Origin of the sequence: Acinetobacter sp. TY1, assembly GCF_048551395.1 — a bacterium.
Classification (GTDB): Bacteria; Pseudomonadota; Gammaproteobacteria; order Pseudomonadales; family Moraxellaceae; genus Acinetobacter.
Genome location: NZ_JBLYZK010000019.1, coordinates 24,944 through 51,943 on the forward strand (window position 1 = coordinate 24,944; position 27,000 = coordinate 51,943).

A 27,000-nucleotide genomic window follows, 5' to 3' on the forward strand; every position below is an offset into this window, starting at 1 on the left:
AAAAAGCCAATCTATAAGCAAATGCTAAATCTAGGAATAAAATGATCCTGCACAATATTTTTCATTGATTTTATTCAAAAATGATATCGTTTGTTATACAGAAGCGATATGCTTTATCAATTAAACTATGACGATTAATTTCGTGTTGTAATGATTAAAAACTGAGAAAACCTATGAGTAAAGCCTTACCCATTGCTGTCGCTGTCTTATTAGGCGGTGCTGCACTTGTACCTGTATATTATGCAACGCAGCATCCTGCTCAACCTACCGTTGCAACCATGTCTAAAGATGCAAAACCGATTGATAAAATCAGTTATGCTTTGGGTTATGAAATTGGTCAACAAACGCCTCCTGAGCTTAATGTTGATGGCTTCATTACTGGCATTCGAGCGGCACATGCAAAGCAAGAGCGTATTTATACCGATGAAGAGCTTAAAGCTGCTTCTGCATTGCTTCAAAAAGAATTAGAACAAAAACAAGTAGATGCTGCTAAAACTACAGTATCAACGAATGATCAATTCCTTGCTGAAAATGCTAAAAAACCAGGTGTAATTACGACTGCATCGGGTCTACAGTACAAGATTACTAAAGAAGGTACGGGCGCTCATCCAACGGCAACGTCTATGGTTAAGGTCCATTACAAAGGGCAATTAGTTGATAACACAGTTTTCGATAGCTCTTATGACCGTGGTGAACCGATTGAATTTCAGCTGAATCAAGTGATTCCAGGGTGGACTGAAGGTTTACAACTGATGAAAGAAGGCGGTAAAGCGACTTTATATATCCCTTCTAACCTAGGTTATGGTGAACAAACAGCGGGTTCTATTCCACCGAACAGCGTTCTCATTTTTGATGTAGAGCTCATTAAAGTTAAATAATTTAAAATTAAAAAGATGGGAGAGCATGCTCTCCCTGTTTAAGTAACATAAAATTAAAATCAATATTTATTCAATCTTTTAGCGACAACATACATTATTGGTTTTCTTAATTATGTTATATCTATACCCCTAAAATATTCACTTTTGCAATCTACAGCATCGAACAAGCATCCACAAATATTTGCCTTCTGAGCTTGCATAAATATTAAGCCTTTTGTTAAATCATGGAAATATATATGAAAAATATGGTTTTAGCGATCTCGCTCCTGAGCCTTAGTGTCATCAGTACGGCAGCCCCAATCACCACAAAAAGTACGCAACAAGATCAATTAGGCTATAGCTATGGCTATGTCATGGGTCGTAGTAATGCTGAAACCTTAAAAGATATTAATTTAGATGCATTTATACAAGGTATTAAAGAAGGTTCTAATGGTCAAAAAGCCACATTAACCGATGAAGAAATGGCAAAAGCGCTCGCAAATTACAAACAACAAAGTGAAGCGAAACAATTACAAGACTTTAAAAGCCTTGCGATCAAAAATGCTAAAGAAGGTGATGCGTTCTTAGCTGAAAATGCAAAAAAATCAGGTGTTATCACTCAAGCAAGTGGTTTGCAATATCAAGTTTTACAACAAGGTACAGGCAAATCTCCTTCTGCATCATCTAAAGTACTTGTGCATTACGAAGGTCGTTTAATTAACGGTACAGTTTTTGACAGTTCAATTGCTCGTGATCAACCTGTAGAATTTCAAGTCAGCCAAGTCATTCAAGGTTGGACTGAAGGCTTACAACTGATGAAAACTGGTGCTAAATATCGTTTCTTTATTCCTGCAAAATTGGCTTATGGTGAAATTGGTGCAGGTGATACCATTGGACCGAATAACACACTTATTTTTGATATTGAACTGATTAAAATTTTATAAAATTGATCTGAAAAATAAATTTTTGATATAAAAAATCGCACAATTTAAGGTGCGATTTTTTATACTTATTATTAAAATATTAATGCTTTAATTGGCGAGGTCTAAAGCCTGTAACCAATAATCCTACTGCATAAGCGACAACACCGAGTACACATAATCCAACTACTTCGACTATACGAAGCCATTGTGATGCATTGCCATCATACCAAGTTAAGCCATACCACAACGCTGCAATCATAACGATATTGGCTACTGCAAATTGTATAAAAAGTTTTTTCCAATGAGCGCCAAAACGGAAAATATCACGCTTATGTAAATAAAAATATAATAAACCTGCATTGACCAATGCTGAACCTGATGATGCGATCGCAAGCGCCATATGTTCTGCTTGCCAATCAATCAGTTTAAAAATACCAATAAAAATGATGTTTAAAATTGCATTGGTTGCAACAGCAATTAAGCCCACACGGACAGGCGTTTTAGTATCTTGAATTGCATAAAAACCTGGTGCAAAAACTTTAATCAACATAAATGCCAATACACCGCCACTCATACATTGCAGTGCCATAGCTGTCATTTGCGTATCACGCACATCAAATGCACCATGCTGAAATAAGGCTTGAATAATTGGGGTTGAAAGCATGAAAAGTGCAATACTCGCAGGTACACCGACAAGCACAATAATCCGTGCGCCCCAATCGAGCATTCTACGGAATTTCGCTTGATCTTCTTCTGCCTTACTCATTGAAAGTGATGGCAAAATCACAGTACCAATCGCTACACCAATCAAGCCCAAAGGTAATTCAGTCATACGTTCTGCACTATATAACCATGACACTGAGCCATCTTGCATAAATGATGCCCAAATAGTATTGAGCAATAAATTGATTTGCGTTACTGATACACCAAAAAGCGCAGGCAACATCAATTTTAAAATACGATCAACACCTTCATGTTTAAAATCGACTTTGGGTGGAATCAGTAATTTTTTCTTCCACAACTCTGGAATCTGAATCGCTAACTGTAAAATACCTGCGACGACCACTGCCCAACCGAGTGCCATAATCGGCTCAGCCATATATGGCGTTAACAACCACGCCCCTGCAATCATCGCCAAATTCAGCAAAACAGGCGAAAATGCAGGTGATGCAAATGATCCGTAACTATTTAAAATGCTACTCGCAAATGCTGTCAGTGACATAAACATCAAGTAAGGAATGGTCAAACGGAACATATCAACCGCAAGATCAAATTTTACAGGATCACTGTGAAAACCTGGTGCATAAAGATACAAAATTGCAGGTGCTGCAATCATCGCGATCAAGGTCAGCGTTGACATTGCGAGTAATAAACAACCGAAAACACGACTAATCAGAATTTGTACTTCTGTATGCAATTTTGTTGTTTTATATTCAGTTAAAATAGGAATAAATGCCTGAGAAAATGCCCCTTCGGCAAATAATCGCCTGAAAAAATTTGGAATACGAAATGCAACTACAAAGGTATCGAAGTCTTTACCTGCGCCAAATACATTCATTAGCACGATGTCACGAACCAATCCTAGAACTCGTGACAGCATTGTCATTGCACTGACAATAAAGGTCGATCGCCAAAGCGCCATCGTATATATCCCATTATAATAATGTCGCTATTGTAATTAAGTTGGCTTAAAAATACGTTGTTAATTCTTAATTCGATTGGCTATTTTTAGTCACTACGTTGCTGTGCCAACATTTCACGGAATTTTGCCCATTCAAAGTACATGCCTGGATCGGTTTTACGTCCTGGTGCAATATCAGAATGTCCTGCAATATGTTGCTTAATTTGAGGATAGGTATCTTGTAATGTGATGACTACATCGATAAGGCTTTGATATTGTAAAGCTTCAAAAGGTAGATCATCACTACCCTCTAATTCAATCCCAATTGAATAATCATTACATTCTTGCTTTGCCAAATAAGTCGAACGACCTGCATGCCACGCCCGATCCTGACAATTGACAAACTGTAGGACTTCACCTGTACGTAAAATCAAAAAATGTGTTGATACCTGCATGCCTTCAATGGTTTGAAAATAAGGATGTACAGACCAATCGAGCTGATTTTGAAAAAATTGCTCAATGTAGCCACCGCCAAATTGAGAAGGTGGCAAACTAATATTATGAATCACAATCAATTGAATTTCAGTTTGATCAGGGCGTTGATTAAAATTAGGTGAAGGAATTTGCCGAGCCCCTTGAAGCTGACCATCAATAAGCTGAAAATTTGCGGTTGCAGACATGATTTCATCCTAAGATTGATTGCACATTTTGATTCAATATGGAGTCGAGTATCCGACCATAAAAAATCAATGATTGTTGTGCAGTGTACTCTGAACACATACAAATAAAAACTTCCTCAAACTAATACGGACAATGCTAATATATCGCTCAGTTTTTGAGGGATATAAGGGATTTCCATGAGCATACCTGCCGCACTGCTTGAACAAGCGATTCAAATCAACATTCAACATGCTTTACAGGAAGATATTGGTGATGCCGATATTACAGCTTTACTGACACCTGAAGATGAGCAAGCGACCGCGACCATTATTACTCGTGAAAATATGGTGCTTGCAGGTCAACCTTGGGTCAATGCCTTAATTCAAGCCTATGATCCCTCTGTACAAATCACTTGGCTTAAAAATGATGGTGATGCTGTTTCTGCCAATGAAACTTTATATACCCTAAAAGGTTCTGCACGTAGTTTATTGACTGTTGAACGTCCTGCATTAAACTTTATTCAAACCCTGTCTGCAGTTGCTACTAAAACTGCGGAGTATCTAAAATATTTAGAAGGTACAAATACTAAATTATTAGATACACGTAAAACTTTACCAGGCTTACGCATCGCACAAAAATATGCTGTTGCCATTGGTGGTGGGCAAAACCACCGTTTAGGTTTATTTGATGCATTTTTAATTAAAGAAAATCACATTATGGCAGCAGGTGGCATTGCACAAGCCATTGCTAAAGCGCATCAAATTGCCCCAGGAAAATTGGTCGAAGTCGAAGTCGAAACATGGGATGAACTCAATCAAGCACTTGAAGCCCAAGCAGATATCGTGATGTTAGATAACTTCAGTCAACAACAAATGATTGATGCGGTTAAGTACGTTGCAGGACGTTGTAAATTGGAAGCCTCAGGCAATATTACCCTCGATAATTTACGCGAAGTTGCAAGTACAGGTGTGGATTATATTTCCATGGGTGTCTTGACCAAAGATGTACAAGCAATTGATTTATCTATGCGTTTTAATGCTTAATCCTTGCTCTTTAACTCACAATTTTATATCAGCTTCGGCATATCTATTTTTCTTTAAATAGATATGCCGTTTCACCTTAAAGTTGACCACATTTTATACAAATATTTTCTTCTAAAAACCTATTGGGAAGCCTATAATATCGCTCCACTCATTTATTGATATTTAGGCATAAAAGCGCATGAAGACATTAGGACAACAAGTACTTTTTCTACTTGTAGCTTTCTTATCTGTATTTGCTTTTTTTCTCTATCAAGAAGATATCAATAAATTCTTTCAATTAAATGACATCTATCTAAAACCTCGTTTATATAAATATGCATTTTCAGTGCTCATGAATTATGCATTTATTAGTTTGTTTTATGTGTTTTTAAGAAAAATGTGGTCAAGTCTATTTTTCAGCCAATTTATTATTTTTTTATTGACGTTTATTAATATCAAAAAAGAACAGTACTTGTCTGCAAGCCTTGTACCTAGTGATTTTTTACTATTTAAAGAAACGTTTATTGCATCCCCCCTGATTTTAAAATTTGCGGTTTTTGGTGGAATTACAGCATTTATCGCTCTCTTTATATTTTTATATAAAAAAGAAAAATTTGGTTCAAAGCCTAATTTTTGGGTCAATACTGTACTTAGCGTTGCGATTTTAGGTTTTTTTGTCACCGCAAATTTTAAAAATAATTTTAGTGCAAATTGTCCTGTTCGAATCAAAGGGACTTTATGTGAATATGCAATGTATTTGCCTGCAACACGTGGCGATTGGATCGGTGATCATCTCACTATAAAATATTTAGGATTCTCTACCTTCTTTTTTTCAAAGTCTGTTGATGGTCTGAACACTAAAATTTTTCAAACTGAAAATATTCCTGAAGATAAAATTCAGGCTTTATACCCAAACACACCTGTACAAGTTGCTCCTGAAGCAGCACAATCTACGGTCAATACAAATAAAGAAACAATTTTACCCAATATTATTTTTGTCATGAGTGAATCACATTGGGATGCAACACGTTTAGATAAAAGCATACCTAAAAATGTCACACCAACAATTAATAAAAATCAAGTGTCTAGTGTACTCTCACCAAGTTTCGGTGGAGGAACGGCAAATGTTGAGTTTGAAGTCTTAACCAGTCTGAATGTCTATTTAAATCACAATGAATTGGCTTATGTATCTAAATTAAAACGCCCAACATATTCACTTGCGACCTATTTAAATTCATTAGGTTATGACTCAACTGCCATGCATAATAATGGCAAATATTTTTATAATCGTAGTGCCGTTTATCAAAACTTAGGTTTTCATCGTTTCACCTCGCTTGAAAATATGGTCAACACCCAAGATCGTAGTAAATACATCAACCAAGCAGGTTGGGCAACCGATGATTTACTGTATAACGGTATTCGTGACCAGCTCAAAAATACCGACCAACCGCAGTTTATCTATGCCATTAGTGTAGAAAACCATCCAATGTACAGTGATGACCGTTTTGGTAAAGATCATTTTAAAATTACTAAAGAAGGCATCAGTGATTCAACAAAACAGGCTTTAAATACTTATTTAACCGGTATGCAACGAGCTGATGAGAAATTTAAAGGCTTGATAGAAGATGTGAAGCAGTTAGATCGTCCAACGATTATTGTTTTCTTTGGTGATCATTTACCAAACCTGCAACAAGTTTATGATGAATATGGCTTCTTTGCCTCTACTCAAGAAAAAGTGGAGAAAAAGGATGTAAAATTCTTTGAAACCCCACTTGCTGTATGGGCAAATTTCCCTATTGAACGTAAAACATTGCAAGAACCATTTATTCCTGCACACTTCCTTGCGCCTCGTATTTTAAGTGCTGCAAATATTCCATTGTCACCTTATTATTCATTTATTCAACATGTGAATAGCTGTTATAAAACAGTACATCAAACAGGTATTCAGCCACAAATGAGCTGTGATACCCCTACCGATCTAGTTTTACAGCAATATAAAGACATGAATATGGATGTACTCAATGGTAAAAACTTTACCTATAAAATCTTAGAACCAAAAGCTGAAATTTAATCCTAAATCATTTTCAGCCCAAATAAAAAACGCATCTCATGATGCGTTTTTTATTTTCAAAACTTTAAATATAAATTAAATGCTTACCAACCTAATGCTTCTTGCTGTTTTTTCACAAGTTCTGCAATACCTTTTTCAGCCATATCGAGCATTGCATTAGACTGCGCGCGAGTAAATGGTTTTTCTTCAGCAGTTCCTTGAATTTCAATAAACTCACCTGCTTGCGTCATCACCACATTTAAGTCAGTTTGGCAATTTGAATCTTCTTCATAGCAAAGATCAAGCAGTACTTCATCTTGGAAAATACCAACTGAAACTGCTGCAACTAAACCTTTTAATGGGTCTTGTTTGATTTTCTTTTTCTCTAAAAGAACATTCATTGCATCAATGAGTGCAACTGCTGCACCTGTAATGGCTGCTGTACGTGTACCACCATCCGCTTGGATTACATCGCAGTCAATTGTAATAGTATTTTCACCAAGCTTTTTCAAATCGACCATTGCTCGTAGGCTACGACCAATTAATCGTTGAATTTCTTGAGTACGACCTGATTGTTTACCACGAGCCGCTTCACGGTCACTACGTGTATGAGTAGAACGTGGCAGCATGCCGTATTCAGCAGTGACCCACCCTTGACCTTTACCTTTTAAAAAACGCGGTACAGAATTATCGATACTTGCAGTACAAAGTACTTTTGTATGACCAAATTCAACCAATACTGAACCTTCCGCATAACGCGTATAATTACGAGTAATTTTAACATCACGTAATTGGTCTAATGCACGTTGGTCAATACGCATAATTTGTCCTAAATTTTGACTGAAAATGAATTGCGCAACATTATAGCAGAAGCGAGTCGGATGGTTTTGTTACATCTTGGTGGTTTTTAAAATTGGCGATATCGTTCATACAATACGTGAACCACAAAATTATAAAATGTTGCTCTTTTTTGACAGATATCCTGTGATCTAAATCTCTAGTTTATGAGCGTAAAGCCATCATGAACTAGAGATTTTATTAACGGATCATATAAGGACTTAAATAAATTTCTAACCAAGAAATTTTATATCAAAACTATGCTGTAAATAGTTCCGAAACTCTTTGCCGAAGCCTTGTCATTAAAACCTTATATTAGAAATAATAGTTGAGTTTCAATAAATAATTTCTTGGCGTTCCAGGCATTGAACTTGAACGCCAATATTCCTTATCTGCTAAGTTATTTACTGCAACAGTTGCGCCCCAATTCTTGTCTTTATAACCTAAAGCTGCATCTAGACGTGTCCAATCAGGCATTTTGGCTGTATTTTCATCTGACGTATAGTATGAACCCATATACGTTGCACCAATTTCACCATAGAATTTTTCTGTAGGTAAATATCGAACAAAAAGATTCCCCGTATGTTTAGAAACATTACGTAAATCATTATCGACTAACTCAGGCTTAAATTTGTTTTCAGTAATCTTCGCATCTGTATAACCATAACCACCTCGAACATATACTTTCGAGAATGCTTGACCAATGAAACTAAATTCTAAACCTTGTGATTCATTTTCACCGACAATTACATAAGGTGAACTCGTATCATCTGGATCTTCATGCGCTCGTATATTGTGCTTTTGAATATGAAATACTGAAAACTGAGTATTTAGCTTTGAATCTAGCCATTCACTTTTGATACCCACTTCATATTGATCAAGATATTGAGGTTCATCATTAAATGCATTTAAATCCTCAGTTGCCGATACTGCATTGACCCCCATATTCCCACCAAAAGGAACAAAACTTTTACTATATGAAGCATATAAGCTTTGTGCTGGGACAGGTTGCCATACAAAACCAATATTCGGACTTAGTGTTTCATTTTCTACAGTTTTAGATTGACCATAGCTTGATGAACTTTCAAGCTTATTTGTTGTTTTCGCTTCATAGTAATCATATCTTGCCCCTATCATCATTTTAATTTGGTCATTAAAACTGATCAAATCCTGTAGGAACAGACCGTAATTTGTCCCTTCATTATAGTTATGTGAAGTCACAACATGACCACTACCACGATTACTAAATCGATCACCTGTTAACGGATTAACAAAACCATATATTAATGAACCATCTTGATTTTTATTTGACAGTAATGGCTCACGTTGCTCATAAGTCCAATCTGTTCCCACCAGAACATTATGTTTTAACGAGCCTGTTGTGAATTCACCCGATATATCCCACGTATTTGCAGTCGTTTTATTTGTGGTTTGTTGCCAATAATAAATTTGATTGATATAACCTTTATAACAGCCCTTATCTTTTGCTGTTGGGGTCTTATCAGCCGTACACATTGACCCTAAATAAAAATGATCAAAGTTCTGTTCTGCTTCACGATGGCTTAAGCCCCAATGAAACTTCCACCCTGGTGCAAACTCATACTTCACATCTGTTCTTGCCGTTTTTAAAACATCTTCAACATAGTCTCCGCTTTGTGCAAAGCCCATTTTAATTGAAGTTCCATCAGGCAAGTTTTCATAAGATGGACCACGATCAGGAACACGATTTAAATCGTCATAGGTAAATTCGGTTGTCCACAATAATCTTTCATCATCACTACGATAGGTAAAGCTTGGTGATATCATTTCTTCATTTGAACCAATACCATCACGGAAACTGTTGGTATCTGATTTTTCACCGACTAAACGTACAGCCCAGTTGTCATTTAAGACCTTATTGATATCAACGGTTCCACCTACATTTTCATAAGAACCAGCATATGCACCAATAGTACTTGGTGATTCAAAGTTAGCAAATTTAGTCACCATATTGATGACACCACCACCTCCACTCCGACCATACAAAACGGAAGCAGGTCCTTTTAAGATCTCAATGCGTTCAACATTGGCTGTACTACGTCTTACTTGACCACTTTCACGGACACCATCTCGATAGATATCACCAGTATCTGCACTAAAACCACGTAGCATAATGCCATCGCCACGCATATCGTAAGATGTTGATACACCTGGTGTACCTTGTAACATTACGCTTAAATCATTTGCCCCATAAAGTTTGTATTTTGATACATCAATGGTGTCTACAGTCTGTGGAATATCTTTTTTGTCCAATCCATTTCTTGTGACATTTGCTTGCTTATAGTCAACATATGTTTTTATTGGATCACCTTCCGCCATTGCCTCAATCACAATAGTGGGCAAAGTCGCCGATACTTTCACTTGTTCATTCATTTCTGAATTTGCGAAAGCTGCTGAAGATACAAAAAGATACCCTGTAGAAAACATCATCAGAGCTAAAGTTTTTTTTGCGTAAGGCACAGACACACCAACAGTAAATGATAATATTTCTCAATTATATTATTATTTACAACAAGACCACAATAATATTCATGAAAAAATTCATAATTTATTCACAATTAAACATAACTCTTTAGAAATACAGAATAAATAGTTTTGCATAATGTGGAAAGCCCAATGACTTACATTGGACTTTATGAATGAATATTGATCTTTCAACAATAATTTTTATACAATTTTATTTTGTGAGACTAAGCAAAAATTCCTTTCACTTTTTGCAAAGATTGCGTGATTTTAGCTGTCATATTATTTGGCAGAGAATGCTTTGCTAAACGTACCCATACGCTACCAAACTGTTGAAAAAAATTCGCTTCGTTATAGTTAATTTCATATTCAGCACATAATGCTTTAATTTTTGGGGCAACTTCTGCATAACGATTAGCAGGCATATCTGGAAATAAATGATGCTCAATTTGATGGCTCAAATTACCACTTAAAATATGTAGCCATTCTGTTCCTGTAAAATTACTTGAACCGCGAATTTGACGTAAATACCATTCAGCACGCGTTTCATTCTCAGTATTATCCATTTCAAAAGTTTCAGCATCTTCCGTAAAATGACCATTAAAAATTACAGCTGAAGACCATAAACTACGAATGACATTGGCAACCGCATTACCTACAAATACAGGTAAAGCATTCGGCCCTGCAATTACAGGAAAAAATACATAATCTTTTAAAACCTGACGGCGGACTTTCTTACGGAATTTAGCCGCATCTGCCCAAACTTGTTTCCACGTTTTAGTCTTATAAATTAAAGCATCTTCCAAATGTAGATTTTGAACCCCCACATACCATTCAAAAAATACCATCAACTGAATTGCTAAAGGAATATTAAATAAAAAACGAGGTTCCCATTTTTGCGACTCACTCACTCGAAGTAAACCATAGCCAACATCATGATCTTTACCAACAATATTGGTATAGGTATGATGCAGATAATTATGGGTATATTTCCAATCATCGCCCGATGACATCGTATCCCAATCATAATTTGCACCGTTTAGACTCGGATCATTGAGCCAATCAAACTGACCATGCATTACGTTATGACCGAGCTCCATATTTTCTACAATTTTAGAAATGCCCAATAAACCTGTTCCGATCACCCAAACAGGTGGAATCCAACCACCAAACATCAACATGCCACGAGATGCAATTTCGCTATACCGAACAAAATTGCGAATTTTATAAATATATTTCGCATCTTGCTCACCTAAGCGATCCATTACTTCACGGCGTATTTGGTCAACACGGCGACCAAATTCTTCAGTTTGTTCAGGACTTAAATGCTTCGACTTACTGCTTGGAAAATTCACTGACATATTCATCTTTTCTACTCCTACACAGTGCATTTTGAGCGACTGTGACTAAATTTTATGTGCAATTTCCCCGAGCTTTAGATTCAATGAATCGAAAACGATTTGATCTTGAAATTGCGTAAAGGATTAAAAATTAAATTTTTATATTACAAATTAATCGTTACTGGACTAATTGCCTGACTAATACACAGCTTGATTTGAGTATTTGATCCATGATCAATTTCGCCTGTCAGCACATTTCTAGTTGAACCACTCACTTTGGTACAGGTGCAAGTATTACAAATTCCCATACGACAACCATGCGTTGGTCTTAAACCTGCTTTTTCTGCACTTTCTAGCAAATTACTTTGTGCTTCAAACTCTTGCTGTGAGCGTAAGAATGTCACAGGCTGCACAGCTAGATTTTCATCAACCGTAATTTTGAAATATTCCTGATGTAATTGATGCTGTAAACCATGTTGCTTATAAATTTGATTCAAACTTTGCATCATTGTACTTGCACCACATGCATACGTTTGGCGTTGCGTAAAATCAGGAATCAATTGTTCTAATAACGCTAAATCTAAGTGCTGTTTCTGCGTTACTGTATTGATGTGATGATATTTCAAAGCCGCACACTGTTGTGCTAACTGCTCAAGTTCCACGTGAAATGCACCATCACGACTAAAGTAAATGAGATCAATCTGATGCCCTTTTTGTATAGCTTGTTGTAACAATGAATAAATTGCAGTAATACCACTACCTGATGCGAGCAATAGCAACGGAGATAAATCAGCTTGCAGTGTAAAATTACCTTGCGGTTGAGATAACTCAACAATACTTCCTAAGTCAGCTTGTGTAATAGCTTTAGATACAAGACCTTGCTGTTTGACACCAAGAATAATATCGCCATTACTTAGAAATTTGACTACAGAGTAATTACGCTGTTGGCGCACACCAGCAATTTCTACAGTGACGAGAACACTTTGCCCTGCTTTAAACTGTTGATGTTTAAAATTACGATTCGGACGTAACTGTATTTGATAAAAATCAGTACTTAAACTCCGAATTTTAATAATACTGGCTTTGACCTTTTTCCAAGCCCAAACAGGATTGATTTTTTCAGCGACAAAATCGACAAAATCTTCACGTACCCATTGTGGCTGATACTGCATTTGGCTACTCATAAAACGTTCCTCTTTATGCTTGCTATTTATTGAGTGAACAAATGTTCTTTTAGTGAACACTCGTGCACTATAATTTATTTTTATAATTTGAGTCAACAGGTGTGCACTGACATTCATCGCTTAATTTATCATTATTTTTATATCGCTATTTTTGATAGACTCATCACACCACAAAAATACAGGTGTACACATGTCAATACGGGATGAACGCAAACAGCAAAGTCGTCAGGCTTTACTTGATGCGGCTTTGACATTAAGCACTTCAGGTCGTTCATTTTCCAGTATTAGTTTGCGTGAAGTAGCCAGAGAGGTTGGTTTAGTTCCAACGGCGTTTTATCGTCATTTCCAAGATATGGATGAACTTGGCAAAGAGTTAGTTGATCAGGTTGCGCTATATTTAAAAAGTGTAGTGCATCAACTTGGGCATGGCTTAGCACAGCCGAATGCTAAAGCTCAAACCAGCATGGAACACTTTTTTCATGCGGTTGATGTCTATCCACAACAGTGGATTTTTATGATTGCAGAGCGTTGGGGCGGTTCAGAAGTTGTGCGTCATTCCATTGCACGAGAAATTGAGTTTCTCAATGACGATCTTGCTAATGATCTGACCAAATTTGAGATTGTACAAAATTTTGATGATGTTGCTGATTTACGTGGACTCACCAATATTCTCATTAATCTTTCTTTTACTTGGGCAATGTCGTGGATTAGCCTCTGCCGTCAATACAAAGGTATAGAGCTTGAACTACAAAAAATGGTTCTAAAAAAGCAAGCTGTGACGCAAGTTCATTTAATTTTTAAAGGTATTTCCAATTGGGAAGGTCGTAAAGAAGTATAAAAAATAATGTATCACGTCATTTTTCTAATCATTAAATCAAAAAAGCCAATCAAAATTGATTGGCTTTTCGCTATAAGTCTAAGAACTACTTCGACTTACGTTCTAAATTAACTAAATAATCAACTACTTGAGTAACTTTAGCATCTTCACCAGTAACAACATATTTACCATTTACAACCACAGCAGGAACACCTGAAAGTTGGTACTGTTGTGCAAGTTTATTTGACTCAGCCACTTTTGCAGTAATTGGGAAAGAATCATACATACTATTAAATTTTGCTTCAGGTACACCATAATGCGTTAAAAACTGAGAAAACTCTGCTTTTTGTAAAACTTGTTGACCATTTCCATTTGCATGGAAAATTGGTAAATGCGTATTTTTACGCACACCAAGCGCTTCCGTTACATAATATGCACGAGCACCTTGTTCCCAAACTTTATTCATTGCGGCAGGTGTACGCACAAAGTAAATATCTTTTGGCAATTTTTTCAGCCAAGTCTGCATATGTGGTTCTAACTTGATACAGTGAGGACATCCGTACCAAAAAAATTCACGAACTTCGATTTTACCTGGAACCGCAGATTTACCAGGGTTCTGAATCACGGTGTAATCTTTACCTGCAACATAATCTGCTGCCATTGTGTTTGCAGAAAATGCCATAACCATAGCGGCTACACCGCCAAGAATAAATTTTTTCATTACAATTTTTGTCCTCTATGCATCATCTTATATAGCTGTCATTAGCTTATCTGCTAACTATAAAACAAATATGGGAAAATCGTTTTCCTTCTGTGAAGATTTTTATACGATTCATCGCTTTTTTCAGAATTATGGTTACACTAGCACATAAACTTATTTTTGATGAAAACAATTGATTTAGAGGTGACTTGCATGTCGCAACTTAACGTTGATCCACAAGAAATTGCAAAATTTGAAGCCCTTGCGGCACTTTGGTGGGATCAGCAATCTGAGTTTCGTCCACTACATCAAATTAATCCACTACGTTTAAATTGGGTTGATGAACACGTAGGCGGTTTAAGTGGTAAAAAAATTCTCGACGTCGGCTGTGGTGGTGGTATCTTGGCTGAAAGCATGGCACGTCGTGGTGCAGATGTTTTAGGCATCGACATGGGTGCAGCACCACTCAATGTTGCTCGTTTACATGCAGAACAAGAAAATGTAAATAATATCGAGTATCGCCAAGTTCCTGTAGAGCAACTTGCCGAAGAACAAGCAGGACAATATGACGTTGTGACCTGTATGGAAATGCTTGAACACGTACCGAATCCAGCATCCATCATTCAAGCCTGCCAAAAACTCGTCAAACCAGGTGGTCATGTCTTTTTCTCGACCATTAACCGTAATCCTAAAGCCTATTTACTAGCGATTATTGGTGCAGAATACGTTTTGCGTATGCTAAAAAAGGGTACGCATGATTATCACAAATTTATTAAACCATCAGAACTTGCACATGACATTCGTGGAGCAGGCTTAAAACTCAAAGATATGACAGGTTTACATTTTAACCCACTGACTCAAAACTATTGGTTAGCCCCAAACGTTGATGTCAACTATATGGTCTATACCGTAAACGAAGGTGTGTAATGCAAGCCGTACTTTTTGATCTTGATGGAACCTTAATTGATACTGCTGCTGACTTCATTCGCATTATTCAACAAATGTGCCGTAATGAAGATCGTACTGTTGTCGAAGCCGATCTGATTCGCACCCAAGTATCTGAAGGTGCACGAGCGATGATGAAATTAGTTTATCCTGAACTAGAAGTGGATGACCCGATTTTTCTTGCACATCGTCAGCGCTTTTTAGATTTATATGGTGCAGATATTGCGGTAAATACAGACCTTTTTGAAGGTATGTATCCCCTACTTGAACAGCTTGAACAAAATAATATTCCTTGGGGAATTGTCACCAATAAACCGCGTGGTTTAAGTGAGTCATTACTCGAAGCACTCAATTTGACGGAGCGTTGTGCAGTTTTAGTTTGCCCTGAAGATGTCAGCAAAACAAAGCCTGATCCTGAACCAATGTATTTAGCAGCAAAGCAGATTAATATCGCGCCTGAACAATGTATCTATGTGGGTGATCATCCACGAGATATTGATGCTGGGCGTCATGCAAATATGTATACCATTTTAGCAGCTTATGGCTATTTACCATTGCAACACAAAGATGATCTTGCTGCATGGCAAGCAGATGCCATCGTAAATAATGTCGTCGAATTACATCAACTCATCGAAAACTTAGTAGATATTCCATCGACAACAGCGTAATTTAGCATTTTCAAGCATCATAAAAATTACAGGAGGTCACGCATGAAGTATTCAGAATATCAACCTCGTCCCGACTTATTGAAAGATAAAATTATTCTGATCACGGGTGCAGGTGATGGAATTGGTCGTGCTGCTGCAATTAGTTATGCCCTACACGGCGCAACGGTGGTTTTGCATGGTCGCACGCTCAATAAGTTAGAAGTGATTTATGATGAAATTGAAGCTCTTGGCGCACCACAACCTGCCATTTTACCGCTACAACTTTCTACCGCTTCTGCAAGAGATTATGAATTATTAGTCGATACACTCGAACAACAATTTGGTCGCTTAGATGGAATTTTGCATAATGCTGGCATCTTAGGTGAACGTGTCCCTTTAGCACAATATCCTGAAGAGGTTTGGGATGATGTCATGGCAGTTAACTTACGCGCACCTTTTGTACTGACGCAAGAACTTCTGCCTTTATTGCAAAAATCTGAAAATGCGTCTGTCGTCTTTGCGAGTTCTGGTGTAGGTCGTGAAGCACGTGCAGAATGGGGTGCATATTCGGTTTCAAAAATTGCCATTGAAGCCGTCAGTCAGATCTTTGCTAAAGAAAATACTTATCCAAACATTCGTTATAACTGCGTTAACCCTGGTGGCACACGAACGGCAATGCGTGCCAAAGCCTATCCACAAGAAGACCCAAAAGTATTACCAACACCTGAAGCTATCATGCCTGCATATTTATATCTCATGGGTGACGACAGCTTGCATATGAATGGTCAGAGTATTGACGCCCAAGATTAAACTCTGATGATTCATTTTTATCTTACCCGATTTTGTTTATGAAATCGGGTTTTTTTAATCGCTTTACCCAATTATTATTAGATTTTTAATCCATTTAACACATTGAATAAAATATTCTATGCTCTACTTATCATTCACAACATACTGAGTTAAGTAGATCCTATGAAAGACCAGAAACATAAAGTTGAAATCATTCGTTCAATTGAGCAATTTCAATTACCTCAACATTTAATCCAAGCTTTAGACAATCCTCACCATGCTAAACAAGTCATTGAAGCCGTAGATTATTTAAATTTAATGCATGAACAGTGGTATTAAGTCAGCGTATTTTCACGTTATATTGCAAAATATTCTCTTTTCATATAAATATTTACAAATTAAAATGAACTACGTCACACTCTAAAGTTCGTGAGAAAACACCGTACAGTGAGGTTTTGCAGGAAATACTTTCAAGCGATTTGAAAATATGTTCTTATTATCTCTGTAGTTTTAATCGAATTACTCTTTATTCTTCACAGTTTCTCTGCATTTTGGCAGTACATTAGTCGGGTCAACAAAAATATCATCCACGAGGACATTACATGAAAAAGATAATTGCTATTTTGGCTATTTCTTTCAGTGCGTTAATGACGAGCCATATCGCCATTGCTGGTCCACATTGGGACGATGACCGTGGCTCTGAACGTGGTGGACAAGGTAAAAAATATCGAGATTATCAACAAGATGATAATGATGATGAACTTCGTGAAAAACGCCGTGAGCGTGAAGAACGGGGTGTACGTCGTCTACAGCAACATAAGTGGCAAACAGGTTATGTGATGCCGCAACATTACCGTGGTAATAGTTATAAAGTCGATTATAAAGATACCAATTTACCAAAACCTGCTCGAAATCAACAATGGTACAAAATTAATAATGACTATATTTTAGTTGATTCAGATAGCAACAGTATTATAAATATTCGGGGCATGTAAATTTTTTAAATACATTCAAAACTCAGTCAATGCACTGAGTTTTTTATTTTTATCATTTCATCGAAAGCCTTGTTAGTTACAGATCTCCATAAAGCCTCCATATACTTCACAATTCAACTAAATTTCCCTCACCATTTATCTCTAATCCACACGTAATCTAAAACGATCGAAGGATGCGAACATTTAGGTGAGCGACATGAATAAAGTATTTACAGCAATTACATTTTCTCTTGGTGCACTACTTACAACATCAAGTATGGCAGCCTCATATGATCATGACAGATATCAGAATGACCGTCATGGACAAAATCCAGGTTGGAATTCAGATCGCTATAATAATGATCGCCACGATCATTACGATAATAAAGATCGTTATAATCAGCAATATGCACGCTACCATTCTCGTGTAAATCCAAGCCGTGAATGGCGTTCAGGTCAAATTTTTCCAAGTCAATTAAATTCGTCACGTTATGCAGTGAGTCATAAGAGCCACCGTGATTTGTATAAACCTGGAAAATATCAACAATGGTATAAAGTGAATGGTGATTATGTTCTAGTCAATGAACGTAGTAATCGTATTATCCGCATCATGGGTTAATGACTGCAATATTGAATAAAATGAAACGACCCCAAAGCCTAAATTTAGTTTAGGCTTTTCATTGTCTCTAATGTTAAGCCGATCAAAACGCCCCTTACAAGCACTCGTTACATCATGTTCGAGTGCTTTTTTTATTTTCACTCTTCTTCTTTCTCATTTTTTGTTTAGAATCTCTATATAGAAATGGGTGATACTGAGGTAAACATGCAAACTGATCTGACTGAACCAACTCAAAGTACGACACAAAACTATGTGCATTGGTTTCGTCATTCTGCACCTTATATCAATGCACATCGTGGCAAAACCTTTGTGCTTATGTTTGGTGGTGAAGCGGTTCAGCATGAAAACTTTCAACATATTATTCATGACATTGCCCTTTTGCACTCACTCGGTATTCGCTTAATTTTAGTTCATGGCGCTCGTCCACAAATTAATGCAAATTTAAAATCTAAGCACATCGCAAGCCCAATTCATATCAACCGCCGTATCACAACACGCGAATCTCTATCTTGCGTTATGGATGCTGTTGGTTCAATTCGCCTACAAATTGAAGCTTTACTGTCGATGGGACTTGCCAATTCACCGATGTTTGGTGCACGCATTGATGTCGTTTCAGGTAACTTCATTACCGCAAAACCTTATGGCATCCGAGATGGGATCGATTATCAACTTACAGGTGAAGTCCGCACTATTGATACCGAAGCGATTCAACGTCATTTAAATAATCATAATATTGTGGTTCTTGGACCAACAGGATATTCCACTACAGGTGAAGTGTTTAATCTTTTAGCAGAAGAAGTTGCAACACAAACTGCGATTCGACTACAAGCGGAAAAATTGATTTTTCTCGGTAACCAACAAGGTCTACTCGACGAGTTTGGACATTTACTCCGTGAAATTACACCTCATCAACTCGATCAACACATCACTAAATTTCAAGATTCCAATTTTGAAATTGCACTGCATTTACACAATGCCAAAACAGCTTCCTTGAATGGTGTACATCGGGTTCATTTGTTGCCTTATGCTTATGATGGGGCACTCATTGAGGAATTATTCACCCGAGATGGTCACGGGACAATGATTACCGATGCACATTATGAAGATGTGCGTATGGCAAATATTGGTGATGTCGGCGGGCTGATGAACCTACTCCGCCCACTTGAGGAAGAAGGAATCTTGGTCTATCGTTCACGTGAACGCTTAGAAAATGAAATTGAACAATTTGCCGTGATTGAGCGTGATGGTACTATACTTGCATGTGCTGCTTTATATCCAATTCCAACAACCGATTCTGAGATTAAATCTGCGGAAATTGCCTGTGTTGCTGTTCATCCGAGTTATCGAAAATCGAATCGAGGAACACAAATTTTACATTTCCTTGAAGAAAAAGCACAACAATTGCAGATTCAACAACTTTTTGTTCTTACGACACGTACGGCGCATTGGTTCATCGAACACGGATTTACACCTGCAACAGTCGATGATCTTCCTGAGACACGTCAGGCGCTTTACAATTATCAGCGCAATTCAATGGTTTTTAAAAAAATGATTTAAAGCAAATCTTGTATATAACGGTGTTGTGTTAGCAGAATTTTTGCAAACCTTATTCAATTGTTTAAATTAAATTCTCTTACCGAAGGCAATAGGCAGATGTTTAAACATCTGCCTATTTTTAATTTGAATCCATTATTTTATTTAAATTCAACATAATAAGATAAAAATCAAAAAAAATAATGTTATGTTTTTATTGCACTTTTTAAGATAAATTGTGCACTTTATCTTTTATCTTTTTTCCTGATAAATAATGTTGGAAAAGTTATTTTTTTTGCAATGAAAATCCCGACAGCATAAGTGAATCTTCTCCACTTTGCTGACGGACAATCTTCATGGCTCGCAATACTTCAAAATCTTTACTCAAAATCACTGCACTTAGTTTGGGTATTGCAAGCACGATGCTCCTTTCAGGATGTGACAAAAAACAAGAACAAATCACATTAAATATTGGTTATCAAAAATACGGCTTACTGCCAATTATTAAAGCCCGTGGCGACCTCGATAAAACCTTAAAAGAAAAAGGTGTCAACGTGAAATGGGTTGAATTCCCTGCTGGTCCTCAGCTTCTTGAAGGTTTAAACGTAGGAAGTGTATCTTTTGGTGAAGCGGGTGAAGCACCACCCATTTTTGCACAAGCAGCCAATGCCAATTTGGTTTATGTTGCCAACCAACCGAGTGCCCCACTTGCTGAAGCGCTGGTTGTCCCAAAAAATTCAGCCATCAAATCTGTTCAAGATTTAAAAGGCAAAAAAGTTGTTTTAAACAAAGGTTCAAATGTTCACTATTTATTATTAAAAGTGCTTGAAGCCAACCATTTAACACTCGCTGATATTGATGTGGTTTATCTACCGCCTGCCGATGCCCGTGCTGCCTTTGAAAAAGGTGCTGTAGATGCTTGGGTGATTTGGGATCCTTTCTTTGCCGCAGCTGAACAGCAACTCGGTGCAAAAGTAATTGCCAATGGTCAAAGTGCTGACGGTAAAAAATTAGTCAATAATTATCAATTTTACCTTGCTGATCGTAAATTTGCCGAAAAACACCCTGATATTTTAAAAACAGTAGTGAATGAGCTCAATACGACAACACAGTGGGTTGCACAGCATCAAACAGATGCAGCAAAACTTTTGGAAAAGCCTACGGGTCTGCCACTTGGCGTGTTAAACACCTCAATTCAACGCATGGGCTCTGGTGTTCACCCCATTTCAGATGAGGTTGCCAAAGAGCAACAATATGTTGCTGATGCATTTTATCAGCAAAAACTGATTCCCAATAAAATCAACATTAAGGCAGCAATTTTAGCCAATTAACATTCACCAATTCACTTAATAAAATGCCACTAAAAAGAGGATATAACAATGACTCAACTTGCTTTGCATCACTCATCTTCATGGTTCAAAAAAACAGGGCATGCTCTGACTACGATTATGCTTGGTTGTGCAATGTTGGGCTCATCTTCTGTTTGGGCAGTTGATCCAAGTGTAAAAGAATTACGAATTGGCTTTCAAAAAAGTTCGATTAACTTTGCGATTGCTAAACAACAAAACCTTTATGAAAAAGAATTTCCAAACGCAAAAATTTCTTGGAATGAATTTCCTGCAGGACCGCAAATTTTAGAAGCATTGGCTGTCGGTTCAATAGATGTTGGCGTAACAGGCGATACACCGCCTGTTTATGCACAAGCTGCAAAAAAACCGGTGTTTTACATTGCCTATGAAGCGGCTAAACCGTTGGCATCTGCCATTTTAGTTCCACAAAATTCAAAATTAACGCAGTTAAGCCAACTCAAAGGTAAACGCATTGCTCTACAAAAAGGTTCAAGTGCGCATTACTTATTGGTACAGGCTGTACGTAAAGCAGGCTTACAGTGGTCAGATATTCAACCCATTTGGCTCAGCCCAGCTGATGCTCGAGCAGCCTTTCAAAAAGGTGCTGTTGATGCTTGGGCAATTTGGGATCCATTTTTTGCCTCAGCGCAACTTGAAGATCACGCCAAAATTTTAGCTTCAGGACAGGGGTTAAGTCCAAATTATACATTTTATTTAGCATCCCCTGAATTTGTTAAACAGCATCCTCAAGCAGTCAAAGGCATCATTCAACAACTCAATGTTGCCGATCAATGGGTACAAGCAAATCGTATTGCAACGGCTCAGGCCATTGCAAAAAGCACAGGCTTAAAACCCCAAGTGAGTCAGACGTTTATTGATCGTCGTCCCCGCCCATCGGGTGCTGCGCCACTGTCTGCCAAAGTTATTGCTGACCAACAACAGCTCGCAAATCGCTTTACTGAACTCAAAATTATTCCAAATAGCATCGACATTAAACAAGCTGTTTGGGCAACGAAATAGCATTTAAATATTTTTCTAAGGATGAAAAAAATGAAGATTTTTTGGTTTATTCCCACACATGGTGACAGTCGTTATTTAGGTACAAGCAAAGGTGCACGCCAAGTTGATCATGCCTATATGAAGCAAATTGCGGTTGCTGTCGATAATTTGGGTTATGAAGGTGTACTCATTCCAACAGGGCGTTCTTGCGAAGACCCATGGATCACGGCGGCGAGTCTGATTGATGCGACAAAAAATCTAAAATTCCTTGTCGCATTACGTCCAGGTGTCACTACACCTGCACTTGCAGCACGCATGGCAGCCACATTTGACCGATTATCGAATGGTCGTGTTTTGCTAAATTTAGTGACGGGTGGCGATGAACAAGAACTCAAAGGTGATGGTGTTTATGAAGATCATGCTACACGTTATAAAACCGCAGCCGAATACACCACTATTTGGCGTGAAATCTTAAAACGTTCACATACAGGCGAAAGTTTTACGTTCAATGGTGAACGACTACAAGTCGAAGATGCAAAACTTCTTTACCCACCCATTCAGCAGCCTTACCCACCACTTTGGTTTGGTGGATCTTCAGAAGATGCCATTGAACTCGCAGCAGAACAAGTCGATACCTACCTCACTTGGGGCGAGCCACCTGCATCAGTGAAAGAAAAAATTGCTGTGGTTAAAGCACGTGCTGATGCTAAAGGACGTCAATTAAATTATGGTATTCGTCTACATGTGATTGTTCGTGAAACAAATGAACAAGCATGGCAAGCAGCTGAAGAGCTTCTGCAATATGTAGATGATGCCACCATTGCAGCGGCACAAGCAAAATTTAAAACGATGGATTCAGTTGGACAACGTCGTATGGCTGAACTACACAATGGCGACCGTAGCAAACTCGAAGTTTCACCGAACCTTTGGGCAGGTGTGGGCTTAGTTCGTGGTGGTGCAGGTACAGCGTTGGTCGGTGATCCACAAACGGTTGCTGACCGTATTCAAGAATATGCTGACCTTGGCATTAGTACTTTTATTTTCTCAGGCTATCCACACTTAGAAGAGTCTATTCGTTTTGCTGAATTGGTCTTCCCACTATTACCAATCGAAACCCGTAAAAAATTAACTCAGCCAAATTTAACCGGACCTTTTGGTGAAATTGTGGCAAATAACTACCTGCCGAATGCAACAAAAAATGAGACAACGCTAGCAAGTGTCGCTCAGCACAAAGATTCGCTGAAGGAGCTTGCATGAATGTCTTAACGCCACCAAATACTCAGCAAAAAAAATCCATGGTTTCACGTGGAACACAGCAACTTTGGCAGCGTTTGCTGCCATGGGTTGTTCCGATCCTACTTGTGACTATTTGGCAAATTGCATCTAAAACAGGATTATTACAAAGTCGTATTTTACCTGCACCTACTGCTGTCCTCTCCGCTTTTTGGACACTACTCGTCAGTGGTGAGTTATGGCAACACGTTAAAGTCAGTGCAGGCCGTGCATTGATGGGGCTTTTTGTCGGTGGAGGCTTAGGGCTAATTCTTGGGCTACTAAATGGTTCATCAAAAATAGCATCAACCTTACTTGATACAACCTTGCAAATGATCCGAAATATTCCGGCTTTAGCACTTATTCCATTGGTGATTTTATGGTTCGGTATTGATGAATCTGCAAAATTATTTCTCGTAGCAATCGGTGTATTTTTCCCTATTTATATCAATACCTATCATGGTATTCGTTCAGTTGATCCACAGTTAATCGAAATGGGAAAAAGCTACGGCTTAACTCGTTGGCAATTATACAAAGAAATTATTTTACCAGGTGCTATGCCTTCAATTTTAGTCGGTTTACGCTTTTCTTTGGGCTTGGTTTGGGTCTTACTTATTGTCGCAGAAACTATTTCAGCTCAAGCAGGCATTGGTTACATGACCATGAATGCACGAGAGTTCTTACAAACCGATATCGTACTCGTTGGTATTTTACTGTATGCCCTACTTGGCAAACTTGCCGATGTATTTGCGCAAGCACTCGAAAAATATCTTTTAAGATGGCATCCCGGCTATCAATCCTAGGCAATCTCAATCATAGGAGTCAGATCATGACCGATTTAAGTATTAGCCAATATGCCAATGATGCAGCTTCAACAAATGACGCTGCGCAAAAAAAAACAACGAAAATACACCACGATCAGAACCTTCCCTCGTCACAGCAAAATCTTGTCGGTGCAGAGATTCTAATTGAGCAACTGCATAAGTTTTATGGCGATGTTAAAGTCCTCGAAGACTTGGACTTACATATTGGTGCAGGGGAATTTGTTGCAATTGTTGGGCGAAGCGGTTGTGGTAAAAGTACCCTTCTACGTCTAATTGCAGATTTAGAACAACCAAGTTATGGCGAAATTAAATTTAAATCTTTGCAAAATTTTCGTGAAGGTATTACATCCAGTGATATTCGAGTCATGTTTCAAGACCCACGACTGTTGCCATGGAAAAATATTCTCAGCAATGCACAGCTTGGCTTGAATAAAACACATTTCCCTAAGGCGATGCAACTGCTTGAAAAAGTCGGTTTAAAAGATAAGGTTTTACTATGGCCATCACAGCTTTCAGGTGGGCAGCGTCAACGTGTTGCGCTTGCTCGTGCTTTATCGCATACCCCTCGTATTTTATTACTTGATGAGCCTTTGGGTGCACTCGATGCCCTCACCCGCTTAGACATGCAAAATCTCATTGAAAAGCTTTGGCTTGAACAGGGTTTTACCACTATTTTAGTCACGCATGATGTCAGTGAAGCAGTTCAGTTGGCAGACCGTATTATTTTGCTCGATAAAGGACGAATTGCTCAACAATTTAATGTCGATTTACCTCGCCCTCGTCAAAAAAATATGGCATTTACTAAACTTGAACAGCAAGTTTTAAATGCTGTTTTGTCTACCTAAAATGCACTCATTCAAGCATTGAATCGATTTTTTATACCGCTCATGCTTTTCGATTTAGTTTGGGTGGTGAAGTCATTAGATATACACAGGGAAAATTATATTTCACACTCCATTTAGAAAATAAATAAAGGGTTGAAATATACCGAAAATGATCCTATAACGCCTTTTATTTGAGGTCACTCTTACCAAAAAACCTTAATTAAAAAAAATGAAAATATGATTCAAAATATTATTTTTAAACGTATTTTATGCCCTTATTTTGTGCAACTACACACGAACATCATCGAAATAGATTAAATACATCATTCTTACTATAAATTATTCGATTTTATTTAAAAATAAGCCATTCACTTGTGCACAAATCAGACATTTTACCGTACAATTTAAAGATCATTTTGAAGATATACAGCTGAGATGGAACAAAAAAAGAGTATGCAAAAAAGGCAGCAATTACTTGCCGCCGCATTGGATGTATTTTCACTCTATGGCTTTAATGGTGCGAGCCTCGATGAAATTGCCCAAATTGCAGAAATGCATAAATCCAATATTTTTTATTATTATGAAAATAAAGAAGCATTGTATGTAGAAGTCCTCACGACTGTTATGCAGAAATGGCTTGCGCCATTGCAAGCACTTGAAGCAGAGCTTGAGCCTGTAGAAGCACTTACGCATTATCTGATGACCAAAATTGAAACAGCAAAAACTCAACCAAAAGCCTCTCGATTATTTGCTTTAGAAGTAATTCAAGGTGCGCCACATATTTTGCCAATCTTAAAAGGTCCACTGAAAAAACTGTTTAAACGCAAAGCTAAAGTCATTTCAAATTGGCAAGAACAAGGTAAAATTTCAGCCGGAATTGATGCTGAATTACTAATTTTAAATATTTGGGGCTTAACGCAAAATTATGCCGATTTCCACACCCAAATTGAAATGGTCACAGGAAAGTCTTTACGTAATAAAAGCATGTATCAACGTATGATTGAACATACCATTCACATGATTTTATACGGTGTGATTCCACGCGATCAAAACCCGCAAACATAAATAGACCTAAAGAATTCTTTAGAATTATTTTTGGCATACGACCATAGTTCCCCTATGGTCGCCGAATTTTGAAAAATACAATCTCAGATACTTTCATATAATTCTAATAATTTCTGAGCCCCTAATAATAAATTCTCTTCCCACTCTAAATGTGCTGTATCACCTGCACCATCGGTAATATATTTGACAGAAATAAGGCGTACACCTAGTTTTTTACATACTTTTGCCAAAGCATAACCCTCCATATCGACCAAATTACACGATACTTTAGATAAACCTGTTTCAAAGTTATCCCCTGTACCACATACACCTTGTGTCAATTGCTCAAAATAACGTTCAAATTCAATTTCAGCAGGATAATCTTGATCCATGGGTGTAACTCCCACTTCAAATCCAAGCGGTGATACGTCCATGTCACGTTGTACAAACTGCACTACTTCAACCAACTCATGTGCATTGAAATGTGAACTACCTGCTGTGCCTAGATTGAGTAAAACTTTACAGCCTGTTTGTTGAATGACCTCAAAAGCTTTAAATGCGGCATTGACCTTGCCAATACCACTGTAATGCACCTTAATACCAGCTTGTTCAAATAAGCCTTTCGACTCACTCGGTAGTGCCATAATTAAAGCGAGTTGATCTTTCAT

At 37.7% G+C, this 27,000-nt stretch carries 26 protein-coding genes; 18 read left to right on the forward strand and 8 right to left on the reverse strand.

The window, feature by feature from the left end:
• Positions 1-173 precede the first annotated feature (173 nt).
• Positions 174-878 (forward strand): FKBP-type peptidyl-prolyl cis-trans isomerase, encoded by a 705-nt coding sequence (locus ACK2M2_RS11350; RefSeq protein ID WP_409512210.1) that lies wholly within the window; start codon positions 174-176, stop codon positions 876-878.
• 236 nt (positions 879-1,114) lie between these two features.
• Positions 1,115-1,801, forward strand: coding sequence for an FKBP-type peptidyl-prolyl cis-trans isomerase (locus ACK2M2_RS11355; protein WP_419348503.1), 687 nt, complete (start codon positions 1,115-1,117; stop codon positions 1,799-1,801).
• 79 nt (positions 1,802-1,880) lie between these two features.
• Here the strand turns inward: ACK2M2_RS11355 and murJ are convergent, their stop codons facing one another.
• On the reverse strand, positions 1,881-3,431 hold the full coding sequence (gene murJ, locus ACK2M2_RS11360; RefSeq protein WP_419348562.1) for a murein biosynthesis integral membrane protein MurJ: 1,551 nt from the start codon (positions 3,429-3,431) through the stop codon (positions 1,881-1,883).
• Between the two features lie 77 nt (positions 3,432-3,508).
• Positions 3,509-4,081, reverse strand: a complete 573-nt coding sequence (gene ampD / locus ACK2M2_RS11365) for a 1,6-anhydro-N-acetylmuramyl-L-alanine amidase AmpD (protein WP_419348505.1) — start codon at positions 4,079-4,081, stop codon at positions 3,509-3,511.
• A gap of 177 nt (positions 4,082-4,258) precedes the next feature.
• Between ampD and nadC the strand changes: the two genes are divergently transcribed.
• Both nadC and ACK2M2_RS11375 read left to right on the forward strand, forming a co-directional pair.
• Positions 4,259-5,104 carry a carboxylating nicotinate-nucleotide diphosphorylase gene (gene nadC / locus ACK2M2_RS11370; protein ID WP_419348508.1) on the forward strand — a complete coding sequence of 282 codons (846 nt, stop codon included), beginning with the start codon at positions 4,259-4,261 and terminating at the stop codon, positions 5,102-5,104.
• A gap of 178 nt (positions 5,105-5,282) precedes the next feature.
• Positions 5,283-7,154 (forward strand): LTA synthase family protein, encoded by a 1,872-nt coding sequence (locus tag ACK2M2_RS11375; RefSeq protein ID WP_419348511.1) that lies wholly within the window; start codon positions 5,283-5,285, stop codon positions 7,152-7,154.
• 83 nt (positions 7,155-7,237) lie between these two features.
• Here ACK2M2_RS11375 and rph read toward each other — a convergent pair whose 3' ends face one another.
• From rph to ACK2M2_RS11395, 4 genes are all read right to left on the reverse strand, one after another.
• Positions 7,238-7,954, reverse strand: a complete 717-nt coding sequence (gene rph, locus ACK2M2_RS11380) for a ribonuclease PH (RefSeq protein WP_409512204.1) — start codon at positions 7,952-7,954, stop codon at positions 7,238-7,240.
• Positions 7,955-8,285: 331 nt separating this feature from the next.
• Positions 8,286-10,439 (reverse strand): TonB-dependent receptor, encoded by a 2,154-nt coding sequence (locus ACK2M2_RS11385; protein WP_419348564.1) that lies wholly within the window; start codon positions 10,437-10,439, stop codon positions 8,286-8,288.
• A 260-nt stretch (positions 10,440-10,699) separates the two neighbouring features.
• Positions 10,700-11,839, reverse strand: coding sequence for a fatty acid desaturase family protein (locus tag ACK2M2_RS11390; protein WP_419348513.1), 1,140 nt, complete (start codon positions 11,837-11,839; stop codon positions 10,700-10,702).
• 137 nt (positions 11,840-11,976) lie between these two features.
• Positions 11,977-12,996, reverse strand: coding sequence for a ferredoxin reductase (locus tag ACK2M2_RS11395; RefSeq protein ID WP_419348516.1), 1,020 nt, complete (start codon positions 12,994-12,996; stop codon positions 11,977-11,979).
• A gap of 190 nt (positions 12,997-13,186) precedes the next feature.
• On the opposite strand from ACK2M2_RS11395, the gene ACK2M2_RS11400 reads away from it, so the two are divergent.
• Positions 13,187-13,834, forward strand: coding sequence for a TetR family transcriptional regulator (locus ACK2M2_RS11400; RefSeq protein ID WP_409512201.1), 648 nt, complete (start codon positions 13,187-13,189; stop codon positions 13,832-13,834).
• Positions 13,835-13,919: 85 nt separating this feature from the next.
• On the opposite strand, the gene ACK2M2_RS11405 is transcribed toward ACK2M2_RS11400, so the two are convergent.
• Positions 13,920-14,534 (reverse strand): thiol:disulfide interchange protein DsbA/DsbL, encoded by a 615-nt coding sequence (locus ACK2M2_RS11405; protein WP_419348519.1) that lies wholly within the window; start codon positions 14,532-14,534, stop codon positions 13,920-13,922.
• Between the two features lie 192 nt (positions 14,535-14,726).
• Here ACK2M2_RS11405 and ubiG point away from each other — a divergent pair, with 192 nt between their 5' ends.
• The 13 genes from ubiG (at position 14,727) to ACK2M2_RS11470 (ending at position 26,353) form a co-directional block, all read left to right on the forward strand.
• Positions 14,727-15,440: a bifunctional 2-polyprenyl-6-hydroxyphenol methylase/3-demethylubiquinol 3-O-methyltransferase UbiG gene (ubiG, locus tag ACK2M2_RS11410; RefSeq protein WP_409512199.1), complete on the forward strand. Its 714-nt coding sequence runs from the start codon at positions 14,727-14,729 to the stop codon at positions 15,438-15,440.
• On the forward strand, positions 15,440-16,126 hold the full coding sequence (locus ACK2M2_RS11415) for an HAD family hydrolase (protein WP_419348522.1): 687 nt from the start codon (positions 15,440-15,442) through the stop codon (positions 16,124-16,126). Before ubiG ends, ACK2M2_RS11415 begins: the two co-directional genes overlap by 1 nt.
• 42 nt (positions 16,127-16,168) lie before the next feature.
• A complete protein-coding gene (locus tag ACK2M2_RS11420) occupies positions 16,169-16,915 on the forward strand; it encodes a YciK family oxidoreductase (protein WP_409512197.1) in 747 nt (248 codons plus the stop codon).
• A 162-nt stretch (positions 16,916-17,077) separates the two neighbouring features.
• The gene (locus ACK2M2_RS11425; RefSeq protein ID WP_409512196.1) at positions 17,078-17,233 is read left to right on the forward strand and encodes a hypothetical protein; all 156 of its coding nucleotides are present in this window, start codon (positions 17,078-17,080) and stop codon (positions 17,231-17,233) included.
• A 263-nt stretch (positions 17,234-17,496) separates the two neighbouring features.
• Positions 17,497-17,889, forward strand: coding sequence for an RcnB family protein (locus ACK2M2_RS11430; RefSeq protein WP_419348526.1), 393 nt, complete (start codon positions 17,497-17,499; stop codon positions 17,887-17,889).
• Positions 17,890-18,085: 196 nt separating this feature from the next.
• On the forward strand, positions 18,086-18,487 hold the full coding sequence (locus ACK2M2_RS11435; RefSeq protein ID WP_419348528.1) for an RcnB family protein: 402 nt from the start codon (positions 18,086-18,088) through the stop codon (positions 18,485-18,487).
• A 204-nt stretch (positions 18,488-18,691) separates the two neighbouring features.
• Positions 18,692-20,044, forward strand: a complete 1,353-nt coding sequence (gene argA, locus ACK2M2_RS11440) for an amino-acid N-acetyltransferase (protein WP_419348531.1) — start codon at positions 18,692-18,694, stop codon at positions 20,042-20,044.
• A 332-nt stretch (positions 20,045-20,376) separates the two neighbouring features.
• The gene (locus ACK2M2_RS11445; protein ID WP_419348533.1) at positions 20,377-21,351 is read left to right on the forward strand and encodes a sulfonate ABC transporter substrate-binding protein; all 975 of its coding nucleotides are present in this window, start codon (positions 20,377-20,379) and stop codon (positions 21,349-21,351) included.
• 48 nt (positions 21,352-21,399) lie between these two features.
• Entirely contained in the window at positions 21,400-22,389 is a 990-nt protein-coding gene (locus ACK2M2_RS11450) for a sulfonate ABC transporter substrate-binding protein (RefSeq protein WP_419348536.1), read from the forward strand.
• A gap of 30 nt (positions 22,390-22,419) precedes the next feature.
• Positions 22,420-23,625: an FMNH2-dependent alkanesulfonate monooxygenase gene (ssuD, locus tag ACK2M2_RS11455; RefSeq protein ID WP_409512190.1), complete on the forward strand. Its 1,206-nt coding sequence runs from the start codon at positions 22,420-22,422 to the stop codon at positions 23,623-23,625.
• Positions 23,622-24,443, forward strand: a complete 822-nt coding sequence (gene ssuC / locus ACK2M2_RS11460; RefSeq protein WP_409512189.1) for an aliphatic sulfonate ABC transporter permease SsuC — start codon at positions 23,622-23,624, stop codon at positions 24,441-24,443. The genes ssuD and ssuC overlap by 4 nt, the downstream gene beginning before the upstream one ends.
• A 26-nt stretch (positions 24,444-24,469) precedes the next feature.
• A complete protein-coding gene (locus ACK2M2_RS11465) occupies positions 24,470-25,309 on the forward strand; it encodes an ATP-binding cassette domain-containing protein (protein WP_419348541.1) in 840 nt (279 codons plus the stop codon).
• Between the two features lie 414 nt (positions 25,310-25,723).
• Positions 25,724-26,353, forward strand: coding sequence for a TetR family transcriptional regulator C-terminal domain-containing protein (locus ACK2M2_RS11470; protein ID WP_409512187.1), 630 nt, complete (start codon positions 25,724-25,726; stop codon positions 26,351-26,353).
• An 83-nt stretch (positions 26,354-26,436) separates the two neighbouring features.
• On the opposite strand, the gene ACK2M2_RS11475 is transcribed toward ACK2M2_RS11470, so the two are convergent.
• The gene (locus ACK2M2_RS11475) at positions 26,437-27,000 is read right to left on the reverse strand and encodes a 5'-nucleosidase (RefSeq protein WP_419348544.1); all 564 of its coding nucleotides are present in this window, start codon (positions 26,998-27,000) and stop codon (positions 26,437-26,439) included.